15 protein-coding genes and 1 pseudogene are annotated in these 16566 nt (G+C 33.2%); 2 read left to right on the top strand and 14 right to left on the bottom strand.

The window, feature by feature from the left end; all coding sequences use genetic code 11:
- Positions 1-118: 118 nt before the first annotated feature.
- The 3 genes from FD18_RS04615 to FD18_RS04625 are packed head-to-tail and all read right to left on the bottom strand — an operon-like array spanning position 119 to position 2823.
- Positions 119-937 carry an alpha/beta hydrolase gene (locus FD18_RS04615; protein ID WP_057718847.1) on the bottom strand — a complete coding sequence of 273 codons (819 nt, stop codon included), beginning with the start codon at positions 935-937 and terminating at the stop codon, positions 119-121.
- 22 nt (positions 938-959) lie between these two features.
- On the bottom strand, positions 960-1721 hold the full coding sequence (locus FD18_RS04620; protein ID WP_057718848.1) for a YibE/F family protein: 762 nt from the start codon (positions 1719-1721) through the stop codon (positions 960-962).
- 4 nt (positions 1722-1725) lie between these two features.
- Positions 1726-2823, bottom strand: coding sequence for a YibE/F family protein (locus FD18_RS04625; protein WP_057718849.1), 1098 nt, complete (start codon positions 2821-2823; stop codon positions 1726-1728).
- Between the two features lie 104 nt (positions 2824-2927).
- Between FD18_RS04625 and FD18_RS04630 the strand changes: the two genes are divergently transcribed.
- Positions 2928-4499 carry a cation:proton antiporter gene (locus FD18_RS04630; protein ID WP_057718850.1) on the top strand — a complete coding sequence of 524 codons (1572 nt, stop codon included), beginning with the start codon at positions 2928-2930 and terminating at the stop codon, positions 4497-4499.
- 28 nt (positions 4500-4527) lie between these two features.
- Here the strand turns inward: FD18_RS04630 and FD18_RS04635 are convergent, their stop codons facing one another.
- Positions 4528-5247 (bottom strand): coiled-coil domain-containing protein, encoded by a 720-nt coding sequence (locus tag FD18_RS04635; RefSeq protein WP_057718851.1) that lies wholly within the window; start codon positions 5245-5247, stop codon positions 4528-4530.
- Positions 5248-5291: 44 nt separating this feature from the next.
- Positions 5292-6377 (bottom strand): D-alanine--D-alanine ligase family protein, encoded by a 1086-nt coding sequence (locus FD18_RS04640; protein WP_057718852.1) that lies wholly within the window; start codon positions 6375-6377, stop codon positions 5292-5294.
- 161 nt (positions 6378-6538) lie between these two features.
- Here FD18_RS04640 and FD18_RS04645 point away from each other — a divergent pair, with 161 nt between their 5' ends.
- A complete protein-coding gene (locus FD18_RS04645) occupies positions 6539-8065 on the top strand; it encodes a CAP domain-containing protein (protein ID WP_057718853.1) in 1527 nt (508 codons plus the stop codon).
- Positions 8066-8444: 379 nt separating this feature from the next.
- On the opposite strand, the pseudogene FD18_RS09925 reads toward FD18_RS04645, so the two are convergent.
- The 9 genes and pseudogenes from FD18_RS09925 to FD18_RS04685 all read right to left on the bottom strand — a co-directional run.
- Positions 8445-8597: pseudogene (locus FD18_RS09925) on the bottom strand (transposase); the annotation flags it as partial.
- A 309-nt stretch (positions 8598-8906) separates the two neighbouring features.
- A complete protein-coding gene (locus FD18_RS04650; RefSeq protein WP_057718854.1) occupies positions 8907-9746 on the bottom strand; it encodes a hypothetical protein in 840 nt (279 codons plus the stop codon).
- A 20-nt stretch (positions 9747-9766) separates the two neighbouring features.
- Positions 9767-10426, bottom strand: a complete 660-nt coding sequence (locus FD18_RS04655; protein ID WP_057718855.1) for a TetR/AcrR family transcriptional regulator — start codon at positions 10424-10426, stop codon at positions 9767-9769.
- 176 nt (positions 10427-10602) lie between these two features.
- Positions 10603-11958, bottom strand: a complete 1356-nt coding sequence (locus tag FD18_RS04660; RefSeq protein WP_057718856.1) for an amino acid permease — start codon at positions 11956-11958, stop codon at positions 10603-10605.
- A gap of 132 nt (positions 11959-12090) precedes the next feature.
- Positions 12091-13296, bottom strand: a complete 1206-nt coding sequence (locus FD18_RS04665) for a CPBP family intramembrane glutamic endopeptidase (RefSeq protein WP_235499883.1) — start codon at positions 13294-13296, stop codon at positions 12091-12093.
- A gap of 155 nt (positions 13297-13451) precedes the next feature.
- A complete protein-coding gene (locus FD18_RS04670; protein ID WP_057718858.1) occupies positions 13452-14441 on the bottom strand; it encodes a ribose-phosphate diphosphokinase in 990 nt (329 codons plus the stop codon).
- 157 nt (positions 14442-14598) lie between these two features.
- The gene (locus FD18_RS10335; protein ID WP_256978338.1) at positions 14599-14730 is read right to left on the bottom strand and encodes a hypothetical protein; all 132 of its coding nucleotides are present in this window, start codon (positions 14728-14730) and stop codon (positions 14599-14601) included.
- A 233-nt stretch (positions 14731-14963) separates the two neighbouring features.
- A complete protein-coding gene (locus FD18_RS04680) occupies positions 14964-15626 on the bottom strand; it encodes an alpha/beta fold hydrolase (protein WP_057718859.1) in 663 nt (220 codons plus the stop codon).
- A gap of 25 nt (positions 15627-15651) precedes the next feature.
- The gene (locus FD18_RS04685) at positions 15652-16482 is read right to left on the bottom strand and encodes a glycosyltransferase family 2 protein (RefSeq protein WP_057718860.1); all 831 of its coding nucleotides are present in this window, start codon (positions 16480-16482) and stop codon (positions 15652-15654) included.
- Positions 16483-16566: the final 84 nt, after the last annotated feature.

Below are 16566 nucleotides of genomic sequence, written 5' to 3' on the forward strand. Positions count from 1 at the left end.
AAAATCCTGTCGATAGAATATCATAGATATCCATCAACAGGATTTATTATAGAGCCGGAAATGTATAGTCATTTCATCTTTTCGGACTTTTTTCTACAGTTTTTTGTTTCACGTGAAACTAAACATAAATCTTTCTATCTTTTAACCATTCAAGGCTCAATTCAAACCAATGTGCCAGATGTGGATCAGCTTTGCGTTCAGCAGTTGCCAATTCAGGAGTAGCAAGAGAAAATCCATGTCCTCCTTTATTAAACAAGTGTGCTTCAAAGCGAATTCTATTTTTTCTTAGGGCAGTAATATATTCAATAGTATTATCAATTAAGACAACTGGATCATCTACTGCTTGAAAAATAAAAGTAGGCGGTGTTTCAGGAGTAACTCCTAACGCTGTATCTAATAAATCCTTCGCAGTTGGCATTTTTTCCTTAGCATAAGAAGGTAAAGGAAAACCAATATCTTTAATATTAATTAACGGATAACCTAAAATAGTCGCATTTGGTGATACTTTATCATGCTCAAAATGATATTCAGACTGCCATTTTTGACTTTCTGCCATTACATTCATCGAACTAACAACATGGCCGCCAGCTGAAAAACCAATTGTTGTAATTTTATCCTTATCAAGGCCTAACTTCTCACTGTTTTTTCTAAAGTATGCAACAGCAGTTAAACCAGATAAAGCAGCATCAGGATAAATTCTGCCAGGATCGGTAGTTAAATTATATGACACTATTGCTGCATCAAATCCATGAGCTGCATAAGCTAAGGCAACTGGTTCTCCTTCTCTTAATGATAAATGATCAAAACTACCACCTGGAAAGACTAACATTAGCGGTCTTTTTTTTAGGAGAAGTTGCGGATTATCTTGCAAACTATAATAAGTAACGTTAAATTCACGCCCATTAAAATTTGTTAACGTCAAATTCTCTATTTTCATACTACTCTGCCTCTATTTATCTCTACTTTTTATTTTCTTTATTCGTTAAAGTGTGTGCTAAGAATATTATAGTTAATGGTACCGTTAAAAGCACGCCAATGAACGAATATACAATAATTAAAAACTCATCCACAAAAAGTTTATCATTTAAAATTTCAAATAAGGAATAATTTAGTCTTACATACCAAATAAATATTGGTAAAAAACTGCCAAATAAACCAAATAAGATTGTATTCATGGCTGTTCCTAGTACATCCGCTCCAACTTCATTCCCACTTCTAATTAATTGCTTTTGTGTAATGTTAGGATCATGCCGCTTTAACTCAAGTAAACCAGCACTCATTGCAACACTGGCTTCCGCAATTGCACCTAGCATTGAAAAGATTGCAACTAAAATTGCGATTTGAGAAAAACTAATTCCTACATTTAATGATAAACCAATTAATTCTTCTCCTGCCTGGTCTCCAAAGCCTTGAGTTTGCGCTAAATTTTCAAACAAGATAATTATAAACATCACAATCAAACTCACGCATAGAGCAGTTAAAAAGGCATTTTTGGCTACAGTATAATCATGTGTTCCTAAATAAATAATCGTTAGTAATTTCAAAGGAATAAATATTACTCCAACCAATACAATATTTACTCCCCAAGAAATAAGTAGTGCAACTAAAATCAGTAAACAGGCATTGATAACGACGCTTAGATAACTCTTAAAGCCAGTTTTTCCTCCGACTATAATCATCAATATCAAAAGAATTAATAAAAGAGCAGTTAAAGTTGTCATTTTTCTACCACCTCTGCTTTTTATTTCTTAAAAAGACAGCACTACATAGAGTTGCAAAAATCACTGTCAGTACAATTCCGATCGCCGAGCTTAAACTCTGGATTACCCCTAAAGAAAGGGTATATTTAAAGGTATAGACCAAAGTATTATTATCTCTCAAATACAAAATTGTCATAGGTAGGGCCTCAGCCATAAAAATTAAAACTAGTACATTTATTAGCGGCCCCATAATCTCTTGACCTAGAGTTCGTCCGCTAATAAATAGCTCTTTAAATGTTAGGTCTGACTTATGTTTTGCAAGTGCATAAAGACTAGAGACAATATCCGTTGCCTCATCCATAACTGCCCCTAAAACACCTAAAATTGTCTGTGCTAAAAATAAGGCACGTGGATCTTGTGTAGCATAATCAACTGCTTCATAATCAATTCCACGCTCATGCGTTAGTTTCATAACCAAATAAAAAATGCTAAATGAAACAAAAACGCCTAATAATGTTGCACACAAAGTGACAAGCATCTTTTGATTAAATCCTTGTACAATCACTAATGAAACAAATGTAAATAAAATCGTAGCGATGCTATAAATTAAGAAAATTCGTGTTCCATTTTCTCTAATATCACTTTTAATTACAAAATAGAAAATGATGCTATTTAAAATCATTGAAATTAATAACAAACTAGCTTGTTTCCCTGTAATTAAAATAATTAAGCTAATTGTCAAAAACATACTTAAAACCACAACCCAATCGCGCTTTGGTTCTACTAATTTTGGCTTTCCCTTAATAAACGAAACAATTACGCGTTGATGAGGCCGATATTTCTGCGAAACAGCTTGTGAAAGAGAATAAGTATTTGTAACAGTAAATTTCTTTCCTTGATATCTTCCCGATATAATTTTTAAGTGTAATGTCTGCTGTCTCACTTCATCTTTATTTTCATAATTGTCTTTAGTCTTATCAACCAAGACGTCTTTAATCTGGCTATCAGTAATTACAGCTACTGATTTATTTGCAAAAGAAGTTGAAAAATAGGTTAGAATTGTGAAGATTATTCCAACTACTAAAACTAGTAGACTAAGCCAAATTTTTGTATTCTTTTTCACTTCGTCATCTTCCTTAATAATTTTGTTGAATATGCTACTATAGTAGCATTAAAAGTTTTTATAATTTATTAAAAAATGGTAATTCATTCGAGGTAAATCTAAATATGGAACTTATGATTTCCAGCTTTACCTTAGCTATTGCGGCCGCAATTAGTATCATTATTGCCCAAGCAATTGACAAGGTTTCTGCTAATTATATAAGTATGATTATCGGGATCATCATCGGTTTAGTCCCTTTCTTAAATTATCAAATCGCTAGTTTTAATCCTGAGATTTTTATGGAATTGATCGTAGCTCCTCTTTTATTTTTCGAGGGACAAAAAACCAAAATTCATAATATTGGTAGGCGTATCAAAGAGATCATTGGTTTAACTGTTATTATGGTTCTACTTGCCTTAATAGTAAGTGGCTTTAGCATTCATTTACTAGTCGGCATTAGTCTACCATTAGCTTTTATCATTGGTAGTATTAGTACACCTACAGATGCAACTGCTAGTGAGGCTGTTACTAACGGTTTAAGAATGCCAAGACGAGTAACAGCATCACTTAAAGCAGAATCACTTTTTAATGACGCTTCTGGAATTATCTTGCTTAACATGAGTTTACTGTGGTTTGCTAACGGCTACATTAACTACAGTCAAACTATTCAAGAATTTCTCATATCTTCAGTTGGAGGAAGTATATTAGGATTTGCCGTAGCATGGATAATCATTATTTTTCGTCAATCTCTTATTAGATCAAGATTTAATTCCTTAAATGCTCAGAATTTAATTTATATTCTCACTCCGCTCGCACTTTACGCCTTAGCAGAACACTTACACGTTTCTGGAATTATTGCTGTTGTAGTTGCTGGCCTTTTACATAATGCGGAATCACAACAAAGTTTACTTATTAACTCTAGGCAAATACACATGGGTCGCGATTTAGAAAATCTTATTTCTGATATCTTTAACAGTATGGTATTTATCATTTTAGGTTTAATGATGGTCAGAATCTCTCGCAACAAATTATTTAATAGCGATCTAGTAAAATGGATCACTGTTGGTATAATTGTCTATCTCGCTAACTTATTAGTTCGCTATACCTACGCTCGATTGATTATTCACTATGACCGACGAGAAAGCACTGTCTTTTCACTCGGAGGCATTCACGGAGCGGTAACACTAGCCTTAGCATTAACAATCAGTGCACGTTTTTTAGGTACTCAAAGCTACAATTTAGTTATCATGTCTGAAGCCCTATTAATTATTTTAAGCATGCTTGTTCCAACGATAATTTTTCAATTCATTCTTCCACATGAGGTTAGTGATGAAGAAGCCCATATTGTAGTAGATAAAGTAAGAAATGAAATGGTTAAACGTGCACTAATCTCAGTTCATAGAATGTATTTACCTCAAAGAGTAAAGCGGCATGTTATTTACACTCTACTTAATCAAAAGCGAGTTGTTAAAACTCGTGAATACATGGCTGTCTTACTTAAAACAATTGATCAACCTAACCTGACTAAGTCAGAACAATATTTACAACGTTTAGCCTTTTTTAGAGCATTTGCAGTAGAGCGCGAATATTTAGAAATGATTGGACAAAAAGAAAGTAAGTATCGAACATATATCTTAAGTCTTTATAACGACGTTTTATTAGCTGAATCTCTAATTATTGAACCTGAAGACGAATAAAAATAGGATGCCCGACGGCATCCTATTTTTATTTGAAAAAGCGATCCCACCAATGGTGTTTCTTTTTAGGACGAATTTGCATTTGTGCTAAGGTACGATGAATATTTTCTTCTACCTTTTGCTTACGACGTTTTTCTTCGTTCTCTCTAGCTTTTCTTAAAATTTCTTCATGAGCTTCTTGCTCACTCTTTTGCTCTTCAGTAATTTCGGTGGCAGCTTCCTGTTCTTCATTAGTTTGAACTTTTTCTTTAGAATCTTCTGATTCTGGCTCAGCTAACTGGTGCGAACTATCAATTAATTTCTTATTTTGAGCTTCAACACGAGCTACCTGCTTCTGCAAATCTTCAATTGCTTTATTCTGGCTTGCAATAGTATTTTGTAACATAGTCAAAAGCTTAACTACTTGATCAGCATCAACAGTAGCAGTATTTGTTGCAACCTCTTTTTGTAATTTTGCAGATTTTTTAGCTTCTTCAGTTTTTTTATCACTTATGGCGAACACTTGTCTAGCTGCCTCTTGTAAGGTTAAATCAGACTTCTTTGAGAGAGCCTTAAAAGCCTTCAAGTCTTCAATATCTTTAGCTGAATAAAGTCTTGCCTTTTGTTTGGTTCTCTCATAATAGTCCTTATTCCCAGTAACCTTTTCAACGATTAAGGAATACTTTCTTAAGGTTGCTACACTGATATGAAGTTCTTCCGCCGTTTTTGCTGGGGCCTCAAGTTCTTCAAAATTATGGTCGCTTGCCATCCTAAATTCTCCCTTTACTACTTACTTTATTAAACATACTAATTTTAATCATGTTTATGCAACAAAGTCTTCTTGTGATCGTAACGTTCCATTGCGTAATCAATTAATTTAGTAATCAAGTCAGTATATGGAATTCCAACTTCTTCAAATAATTTAGGATACATACTGATATTGGTAAAGCCTGGAAGAGCATTAACTTCTGTTAAAACAACTTCGTTGTCTTCTTTACGAAGCATAGAGTCGATTCTTGCTAAACCACTACATTCAGTTGCTTGGAATACTTTTAATGCGTTCTTTCTGACTTTTTCAACAATTCCTTCTGGTAATTTAGCTGGTATTTCCAAAGTTGAAGTTGAATCATCATCATACTTATTTTCGTAGGTATAGAATGAATCCTTAGCGTTAATAATTTGACCAACACCAGCAACAATTGGATTATCATTGCCTAAAACAGCAGTTTCTACTTCAGTACCATGAACAGTTTCTTCAACTAAAACTTTATCATCATATTTGAATGCTTCAGCTAAAGCAATCTTGTATTCTTTTTCATTGGTTACATGACTTACACCAACTGAAGAACCTTGATTTGATGGCTTTACAAATAAATCAGAATCTAATTGACTAGCTACATGTTCGTAATCAAGCTTATCATTATCTGCATCGTTATATTCAAAACGTTTAATAGTAATCCATTTTGCTACTGGAACGCCAGCACGCTGTGCCAAAATCTTGGTCATTTCCTTATCCATTGTTACGGCTGCAGCTAAAACGTCATCCCCAACAAATGGCTTATCTAACACTCTAAATAAACCTTGTAAGCATCCATCTTCACCTAGATTTCCGTGTACAATTGGGAAAAATACATCGATTTCTGGGCGATCTTTTAATTCAACAATGTTAGAAATGTTAGCTACTTTATGAGGGTTAGCTACTTCCATCTTAGGGTTCTCTAATACCTTACGAGAATCTTCATCATTAGCTAAATAACCATCATTAGTGATCCACATTGGATAAACATCAAATTTGTTAGTATCAATTTCTTCATAAATGTTGTGGGCAGACATGATAGAAACTTCATATTCGGAAGAATTTCCACCGAATATCAAACCCACCTTAATTTTGTCAGTCATATCTTTATCTCCTTTTTGTCCTCGAATCCTTATTATAAACAATCGTGACGCTATAATGCATTATTTTCGAAAAAAAGTCTAAAAAGAATGAATTTTTCTTATAATTAAGTTATATATAATACTAACATTTTAATATTTAGTTCCTCAAAAAGGGAGAAAATATGAACTTTACAAAAAAAGCAACTACTTTTTTAGTCGCTATTACGCTTACCGCAACATCATGTATCGCTATAGCTACGAACACACAAGCTGCAACATTTACAAAAGATGAAATTCAGGAAGTTCATCAAGTTCAAAACCAATACGCAAAATTACCGAAACAATCCTTTAATTCTGGTAATCTATATGCAAGCACTCCTCATTTAACAACGCCTTTTTCACCAGGATCCGTTACTAATTCTTATGTTAATTCGCAACTAGATTATATTAATTTCTATCGTAGTATATTTGACTTACCAAGTATCTCTGCTAACAAAACAGATAATGATAATGCTCAAATCACGGCAAGCGTCATGGCGGCAATTAATGCTAATCCATTTACTAATCAACATGGACTGCCTAATGAAACAAAACCAGCTTTCATTAGTAGTACCTATTGGACAATTGCCAAGAGTGTGTCAGCAAGTTCAAATTTAAATTTTAATGTAACTAATCAATCAGCTGGGGATGTAATTACGGACTTATTGACTGATACTTATAATCTTGATGGTTCTGATACTGGTCACCGCGCTTGGCTTTTATCAAGTCGTCTTACTACAACTGGTATCGGAGCAGCTTATGGAACAAACAATTACCGCTATTCAGTACAACAGGTTGCTTATCCAAGCGATGGCTACAAAGCAGCTTCCAAAAGTTCAGTTGCCTATCCAAATAGTGGTATCTTTCCGATTGAATTGCTTAAGGGAAATAATATTGCCTGGTCCTTATATTTATCTGATAAGACTATTTCTGGAACACCAAAAATCACCGTTACTGACCTTGATACAGGACAAGTAAGTCAAGCTACAAACGTAAATAACTTTGGCAATAAAGGTTTTGGTTTCTTTAAAACTATCCTGACTTACTTTCCAGGAGACATTAAGCTAGTGTCAGGACATGAATATAGTGTTAACATTGATAATGTCTATCAGTATAGCTTTAAACTTTTTAACCAAGTAGCCGCAAATCAGCCAAAACTTGAGAATTCAAAAGATAATAATCAAAATAAAAATAAGACTGAAAATTCAAATACAGTCTCGTCATCTCAAAATATCAACGATACCAAAGACAGAACAACTCGGACAATTTTAAAACAAGCTAATGATCCAGACTCAGCAACTACCATTAAATCTGCACTCCTGCTTCAAGGAGAAGAACTACGTGATTCTCTAAATAAAAAACGTAGAATGAATCCAGCAATTTTCGGACGGTCTTATCAAGATGGTTATTCTTATTACAGCCTAGGTGAAGATCAATGGTTCCATAACTTTTATATTTTTAACAATCCCGATTTAACTGCTGGTGTAGTAAATATCGATCAGCATTCACTTGATAGCAATATTTATACAAGTCCTTACCCAAGTTTACGTAAACAAACATCTAATCACGTTATTTCTGGAAAAAGTTATGCATATGGTCAAACAATTACAGTAAATCATACAATCTGGTATTATTTAGGTAAAAAACAATGGATTAGACAATTTAATTAATAAATTAATACTTCACGAAGTTTTATAAAGTAATAAATTAATATTTTTAGAATATTTTTTCAATATAAATCACGCATATTATATTATTTAAGAATAATTAAGCCTTTCAACTTGATTTAAAGCTTAATTACTGTAAAAATAGGTAGTGAGAAATGGTTGAGGACCCTTACAAGAGCCGTTATGGCTGTTGCATATTACAATTATTTTATACCCTAACTACTTTACACTTACTTGAATACAATTAAGATCATCCAATCCGGCGCCATTTCCTAGAAAAAGGTCTCAGGTTTAAAAACCTGAGACCTTTTTCTATATGCTATTAAAATTATTATTTAGGCTGTTTATCAAATCCTTTGATGGCCAGTTTTAGATTAAGGAATTAAGTAACTAAAGTATAGTTGTTTGATTTCTTTTCTTTTACAATATTTTCTTCTAGTCTAATTCTAGTTAATAGATGGCTAAAACTGCTGTAGCCATAGGCTGTACGTTCAATTTGCTTAATCCTGCGATTGACACCTTCAAGACAGCCATTACACAGCACGCGTTGCTTTAACTGGATGGTTAGCATCAGCGGTAATAAAGTGTACGTTAGAAGTATAATGACCATTATGTTTGAGATTATGAGAATGGCAGTAAGGACAATGGAGCTGAATAAGCTCAGCTACATAGATATCACGATATTTGCCGTTAATACATTTTTTTAATAATTGGAAAAAACAATAATGAATTGGTCGTAGAAGGATTTTACATTAGGAGAAGCTATGGCCTCTTTCTTTATGCAATAAAAAATCCTGTCGATAGGATATCATAGATATCCATCAACAGGAAAAAGTATAGAGCCTTATTTAGCACTAGTAATTTGCCATGTAATAGTACTAATTACAAATGTCACTACACCCACAATTACTAACTCTAAGAAAATTCCACTGGCTATCTCTAAAAAATAACCAATATTAAGAATAAGACTTTCAACATTAAAAATCGTTGGAATGAAAGCTAATAACCCAAAAATTACAATTAAACAAATTGACGCTCTCATTCCACCAGCTGCAAACATGTGAATCAATCGTCTAGTCGAAACTAGCTCTAGCAAGCTTTTTACTTTTTGATAAGTTATTATTCCTACAAAAACAATAACCAGAATATTTAAAACTAAAAATACAAGTTCAACATTTGCTGCTAAGGTTGCATTAGCTAAGCCAAAACTTGTAATGATAGCATACAAGCCGCCTTCTTTATTTTTCCTTAGTTTTTCTTGAACTGACTTGGCTTCCATTGAGGAATTATCATCAATTTTAGTTAATATAATTTTACGAATTTGACCAGCCAAGCTAGAATTTTCAGCCCTAAATAAGTGAATACCCAAAGTATAATCAATCATTGCATTTGCAATTAGTCTTGTTTGTTCAACAGTAAGGAGATTGTTCGTGCTATTATTACTGCTTCGATCTGCACCAATTGTTGCCGCAAAATTATCAAACTTTTGATTTATATATCGTTCAGCTACAACTCCATTACTTTCCTTTGCAATTTGACTTTTCATAAAAATCGGATTCATAAAAGTCACTAAGCTAAAAAATAAAACTACAATTGTAAAAATCGCAATTCCAAAGGATCTTTTATCATGCACAGTTTGAGCCTGATCAATCCTACGCATCTCACTGCGTGTGCGTACCGCCATTTCCTAGATCCTCCTTAACATTACTCGTCAAACATTTTATTAATAGTCTGGGTCAAAGTAGTGAGCTCATATTCTTGTAAAACAGATTTTGCTTCATTGAGGACTTGATTTATCTTGGACTCATCCATTGCCAAAAATGTCGACATAAAAGTTTTTACCATTATATCAGAAATTTGGTCTGCATCTAAATTCAATTCGTTACGTTTTATATACAAACTTCCTCCACCAGTAACAATGAAGCTTAATCCAATCTGAACTTGACGATCATTTCCTAAATCATGCTTAACTCCCTCCTTCTTAAGCCAATCATCTAGAATTTGACTCCAGCGATCTAATGACTCATTATCACTTAAAATGCTTTTAACAACACGTTCAACACCCTTATCCTGAATTCCTTGTTCCAAAATTAAATAAATAAAAATTTTCATTTTTGAATATTCATTTAAGTCTTTAAATTCAGCCGAATTCAAACTTTTTAAAATAGCTGTCATAAAGTTTGTAACAATTGCCGTAATCAAAAGATTCTTATGAGGGTAGTAAGATTGGAGTAATGATTTAGATATACCAGACTTATCTGCAATCATTTGTAGCGATACATTTTCCATTCCTCTCTTTTTAAGGAGCATAAAAGTATTGCGCAATATCTCATGTCGTCTTACCCAATTTTTTTGTCTTGCCATATCCTTTTCCTCGTTTTACTATTCTATTCCTATACAGTATAGCGTTTTCATAGCATTAATTTCAATTATTACAGCATCCTCTATCAGTAACATTACTGAAAAATATAATTTGCATCATCAAAAACTACATAAAAAGCTGACAAACTATTTGTCAGTCTTCTACATGTTACGTAATATTACTTATTTTTTCTTTTTTCTAATAAAGAATAGCTAATAGCTAGAGACAAAATGAAAATAATAGAGATTACTAATGGCAATCTAGTTGCCGGTATTAAAGCTAGAATTATCAAAATTACCAAGTAAAAAATAAGCGTTAACCAGCTTGTTATTGGAAAACCTGGCATTCTAAAATTACCCAAGTTATTCTTATTTTCCGCCCGATACTTCAAATGTGTCCACATAATAATAATCCAGACCATGATAAAGTTAATCGTTGAAACACTAGAAATGATATCAAAAACCTGTGCTGGCATAATGTAATTAAGAATTACAACAATAAATAAAATCAAAGATGAGAAAGTTAACGCATTATTTGGCACAGCCTTTTTACTTAACTTTCCAAATCGCTTAGAAGCATTATTTCCACGAGATAAAGCATATAGTGATCTACTAGTTGAAAAAATTGCACTATTTGTTGCAGACATAGCAGCTGTTAAAACCACAAAGTTTAAAATTCCAGCTGCTGCTGGAATCCCAATTGCTCCAAAGACCTGCACAAATGGACTAGTTGTAGTAACAATCTTGTTCCAAGGATAGACTGCCATAATAGCAATCATCGACCCTACGTAGAATAATCCAATTCTTACCGGCAAAGTATTAATTGCCTTGGGAATATCTTTATCTGGATTAGCCGTTTCACCTGCTGTTAAACCAACAATCTCAATTCCAACGAAAGCAAAGACCACCATCTGAAATGACTTTAAGAAGCCCCAAGAGCCTGTTGGGAAAAAGCCCCCATAGTTCACCAGGTTACTTAAAGAAACGCTTCTACCGTCAATTTTGGTGTGCATAACAAGTAGAATTGCTCCAGTAATGATCAAGGCTAAGATAGCTAAAACCTTAATCATTGAAAACCAACTTTCAAGTTCACCAAATAATCCGACGTTAACCATGTTAACAAGCATTAACAAAACAACGATTACCAAAGGACCTACCCATTGTGGTAAGTCTTTAAACCAATATTTCAAATAAATTCCTGTTGCAGTTAAATCAGCCATTGCTAAACTAAGCCAGCATAACCAATACGTCCAGCCTGCAACAAATTCCATTCTATTTCCAAGGTATTTTTTTACAGATTCAATAAATGAATGCTGCTCAGGATCTGCTAGAATTAGTTCTCCTAAAGCTCTCATCATAAAAAAGCTAATAATTCCAACAACTAGATATGACAAGATAATTGATGGGCCAGCACTTTGTATGGCTGTGCCAGATCCTAAAAACAATCCAGTACCAATTGCTCCACCAATTGCAATCATTGTTACATGACGGCTTTTAAGCGATCTTTTTAGTTTTAGCTTCTCCTTTTCATCCAATTTTGTAGTCCTCCCTTAAAGACAAAAATACCCCTAGTATTTAACTTATACTAGAGGTATTTCTATTCTATGAAATTAAAGTTCTTGTATAGTCAATTAATGGCTATTTATTTGTTTGTATTATAACTTGCTTCACGAAATTGTCAAATCTGTTTTTTGGACTCGGGTCAAGATTTGGACATTCTGCTTTATTAACTTTCTGTTCTTAATTAAGATAAAAATGGCAAAACTTACCCAAAGTACTAAATTAATAATTACATGAGTAAACTGACCTGTATTTCCGCCAAAAATGTCCACGCTATCTTGAGTCAATGGAGTTTCAGAAAACACAAGAATATCGTGTAGTGTATGGATTATCATTGTCGGCCATAATTTACCGCTATATAAAATTAGCACAGCCGCAAAACACCCAAAGCCAAATGTATCAATCACTTGAAAAGCAGTTGCTAGTGACGTTTGCTTAAGTTCTGAGGCAAAGGCATTTCCAATATGAGGTAATGCAAATAGAATTGCACTGCCTAAAACCGCACCATTAATTTGCCACTTTTTATTTTTGAAAAGTACTAATAGCAAAATTAAGTTTATATATCGGGCTGCTTCCTCACCAATTCCCGCTTCTATTGAGTAGAGATAGACAGACCAAGCGTTTTTTAGAAAGACCGGTTCAGTTGGATCAAGTAAAGAAAAATCCCAATTCCAGAATAATTCTTGCCATCTCTGAGCAAATTCACTAAATACTTCAAAAAATGAAATCCAAATCGCTAATCCAAAAATTAAAATAAATGAAAGCAACTGCAATTTTTTACCCTTAAAAGTTGGTAAATTAAAGTAAAATTCATAACCCCAACTTTTAACAGCAAAATAGACATAAACTAAAATTGCTAAAGCATAAACCAAGCCAGATTTATTTAAACTCATTAAGAAGCCGTCTGGATTTACATTTTTTAAGGTTAAAAGATGACAATACATAATAACAACATTAATCATCCAGACTGATGCTATCAATCGCCAAATTGGCTTTTTAATTTTCCCATACTCGACTATTGTGACTGGAATCAATACTATTACGGTCACAAGAGCATAAATCCAAAAGATAAGTATTGTTAACTTAGAAAGATGCTGCATGAGAATATTACCCAAGTCTCTAACTTGTTCGATAAAAATCATTGGTATAAGTACCGTATTTATTAGCTGAGAAATCTTTTTATTTTTACTTACTAAAACTGCTGCAACTAAAATTCCAAGGTAAATCCAATCTTTAACTGTGTGATAACTAATTAAAATAATTATAGCTATCAAAATATTTAGATATAGCTGAATCTGAAATACTTTCTTCATCTTTGACACTTTATTTATATTAATTTTTGCTTAATAATATATTAACATTGGTGAGCATTCAACAATAGGATAAAATTTATTGCAAATAAAAAGAACAGAAAACTAGTAATTATACTAGTTTTCTGCTCTTTAAAAATATTGAAATAAAATGTGAATTATCCTTGAATTCTGTTTTGCTCATCAAAGATTTGGTGGATTGATTTATCGTTGTAAATGTAATCAATACCTTTAGCAAGTAAACGTGCTACAGATAAACGAACCATTCTATCTGGGTACTTCTTATGCTTAATAGTATCAGTTACTACGATTTGTTCTACTGGCAATTCGTTCAATACATCGATTGCATTTTGAGAAAGTAGTGCGTGAGTTGCAGCAACATAAACTTTCTTAGCACCAGCAGCTAAAACTGATCTAGTTGAAGAGGCAATTCTAGAACCAGTATCAATCAAGTCATCAACGATAATGACTGTTTTGTCTTTAACGTCCCCAATCATATCATGAGCTTCTGCATCATAACGTGCACCGCGTTGATCAACAATAGCAATTGGAGCATCGAAGTATGAACCAAAAGTACGAGCGAGCTTTGCACCAGAGTGATCAGGAGAAACAACTACTACATCATCATTTTCCTTACTTGCAATACCATTATCTAAGAAGTATTGAGCTAAGATTGGCATAGCATGTAAGTGGTCAACTGGGATATTGTAGAAACCTTGAATTTGAGATGCATGTAAGTCAACGACAATTAAGTCAGCAATATCAGTCAATTGAAGCAAGTTAGCCAGTAATTTGGCAGTAATTGGTTCACGGGAGCGATTCTTAGTGTCTTGACGAGAGTACGCCATATAAGGAATTACTACGTTAACAGAGTGAGCAGATGCACGATGTAAAGCATCCAATACAATCATTAGTTCCATGAAGTTTTCATTCACTGGATCTTGAATAGATTGAATTACGTAGACATCACAGCCTCTAACACTTTCTGTAATGTTTACTTGAATTTCTCCGTCACTAAAGTGTTGAACAGCAGTTTCAAGTAATGGCTTATCCAAAGCAGCCGCAATTCTTTCTGCTAGGGCTTGGTTTCCACCAAGTCCGATTAATTTCATTGGGTGCAACATTTCATGCAATTCTTCTTTTTTCATTAATTTGCCCTTCCTTGTAAAATTAACAGCTATTCTTATTATAACGAAAAATTCCTATTTTGCTCTACTTTTCAGTTATAGATTATAAATGATTCTTTTCAGCTGCCTTAATTTGATCTGAACGACCAACAACATAAATATAAAAATTTTCCGCATCTTATGGATTTGTATTTTCATATGCTCTCAACACAATAGCTAATTCATCTTTTCTCATCTGATGTAAACTTGCCGTTTGATAAATCATTGGATTATCACCCTTAGGAACTAATTTTAGAAAACTGTTAATCAATAAATGAGCTTTTTTATACAACGGCTTGCAAACTATGAATATCTAACACTATTTCACGTTTGCCTACAAATAAGGGAGATGCATGTTTAATGGAAATCGTATCACCATCTCCTGACATCTCGCCGTTCATTCCTTGAACTACTATTTTGTCATCTTTTTAACCTTCTGCTTTTCCAATATCACTACTTTATATACTAATTCTACCTAATTCAAAAAAAGAAAGAGAGCATCTTCTAGCTCTCTTTACAAAAATCTTTAATTAAATCTAATAATTTCAAGCTATGAACAACATAACTATAATGCGTTTGCCGAGGCATTAAAACCAAACGACAATTAGGTAATAGTTGGCTGTACCAACGAACGTGTTCAACCTTAACCCAGTCTTTTTCTCCTACAACACACAACGTTGGCGTTTCAATTCTTTTTAGAGTCTCAACAGGAATATGACTTTCTGTTAAAGCCACTTTACTATCTCGATCTCCCTTAAAAAATCCACGAATTGTATTAACAGCAATATGCTTGGCATTTACACCATTACCATTAACGTAAGTTCCAGCAACAATGATTTTAGAAACTAAATCAGACGCTTGAGCCGCTAAAGATAGTGTTACTAGACCTCCTGAACCAAAGCCCAAAATATAAGGTTTGTTTAATTTAAGCTCAGTAATAAATGCTCTTAAATCTTCTACTTCAGTTTGATAATGCTCACTAGCTTGTCCTTCACTTAAGCCATGTCCTCTCATATCTGGCACAATAACTGTGTAATACAAAGAGAGTGGAGCGACTAACTTATCAAATACTCCACCGTCTTGATGATGTCCATGTAATAAAATTAAGGGATGTCCTTTACCCAATTTTTGATAATAAATTTCAACCCCATTAACTTTTATTTTCATATTGAACCCTTTTAACTATTATTTTTTATAAATCTTGATGATCAAAATCATTTAGAGATGCTTTTTTAGCAATTTTTTTACTTTCTTTTTGAGCCTCACGCTCTGCCATCAAACTTTTAATTATTTGACGCCAAACACGATAATTTGCTTTAAAATTATCTGGTATTTTCTTGGGATTAAGATCGTGAACCATACTATCAGCTCTTTGCCAATAATGATAATAAGGTGTCGAACTATAGTAAAAGCCATTAGTTAAAGATACATATTTAACATTAAATATTTGATCTTCCATAAATGCCAAATCTTCTACAAAATGCAAATGATATTTCTTTACGATGTTAATTTTATATCCCTTATTCCAGGTATATCCCTTAACAGGTGACCCAAAGACATTAGTCATTTTTAAATATGCTTCTCTTTTATCAATTAAGCCACCACTAGTCTTATTTCCTACTGGATGGCTTTCATGACGCTTTTCTGAATCAATCCAAAAACCACAAGAGACAATATCAACATCAGGATGTTCGTCAAAGGCTCTGACAAAAAAAGTGGTATAACCAGGATCAACCCAGTCGTCTCCATCATGAAAAGTAAAATATGGTGTAGTTACATGTGTCATTCCGACATTTCTAGCGTCAGAAAGACCACCATTTTTTTTATTAATAATATCAAAATAAAGAAACCGATCACGATATTGCTCAGCTACTTCGCGAGTCTTATCCTTTGATCCGTCATTAACAATTAATAATTTAAAATTTCTATCTTTTTGTTTTGTTAAAGCTTCAAGCGCCCGACCTAAATATTTTTCCATATTATAGACAGGCATAATTACCGTTAACATTGGCTGGCGTAACACGGCGTCTGCCTCCTTTTGCTTATGATTATAGCATCTTAATACTTATTTACATAATTCACTTGATTATTTAGGTTATAATATAGC

The sequence above is a fragment of the Lactobacillus taiwanensis DSM 21401 genome (assembly GCF_001436695.1).
Lineage (GTDB): Bacteria > Bacillota > Bacilli > Lactobacillales > Lactobacillaceae > Lactobacillus > Lactobacillus taiwanensis.

Excerpts from the sequence above, each read along its gene's own strand:
- FD18_RS04615 (WP_057718847.1), bottom strand. The coding sequence starts at position 937 with ATGAAAATAGAGAATTTGACGTTAACAAATTTTAATGGGCGTGAATTT.
- FD18_RS04620 (WP_057718848.1), bottom strand. The coding sequence starts at position 1,721 with ATGACAACTTTAACTGCTCTTTTATTAATTCTTTTGATATTGATGATT.
- FD18_RS04630 (WP_057718850.1), top strand. The coding sequence starts at position 2,928 with ATGGAACTTATGATTTCCAGCTTTACCTTAGCTATTGCGGCCGCAATT.
- FD18_RS04635 (WP_057718851.1), bottom strand. The coding sequence starts at position 5,247 with ATGGCAAGCGACCATAATTTTGAAGAACTTGAGGCCCCAGCAAAAACG.
- FD18_RS04640 (WP_057718852.1), bottom strand. The coding sequence starts at position 6,377 with ATGACTGACAAAATTAAGGTGGGTTTGATATTCGGTGGAAATTCTTCC.
- FD18_RS04645 (WP_057718853.1), top strand. The coding sequence starts at position 6,539 with ATGAACTTTACAAAAAAAGCAACTACTTTTTTAGTCGCTATTACGCTT.
- FD18_RS04650 (WP_057718854.1), bottom strand. The coding sequence starts at position 9,746 with ATGGCGGTACGCACACGCAGTGAGATGCGTAGGATTGATCAGGCTCAA.
- FD18_RS04655 (WP_057718855.1), bottom strand. The coding sequence starts at position 10,426 with ATGGCAAGACAAAAAAATTGGGTAAGACGACATGAGATATTGCGCAAT.
- FD18_RS04665 (WP_235499883.1), bottom strand. The coding sequence starts at position 13,296 with ATGAAGAAAGTATTTCAGATTCAGCTATATCTAAATATTTTGATAGCT.
- FD18_RS04670 (WP_057718858.1), bottom strand. The coding sequence starts at position 14,441 with ATGAAAAAAGAAGAATTGCATGAAATGTTGCACCCAATGAAATTAATC.
- FD18_RS04680 (WP_057718859.1), bottom strand. The coding sequence starts at position 15,626 with ATGAAAATAAAAGTTAATGGGGTTGAAATTTATTATCAAAAATTGGGT.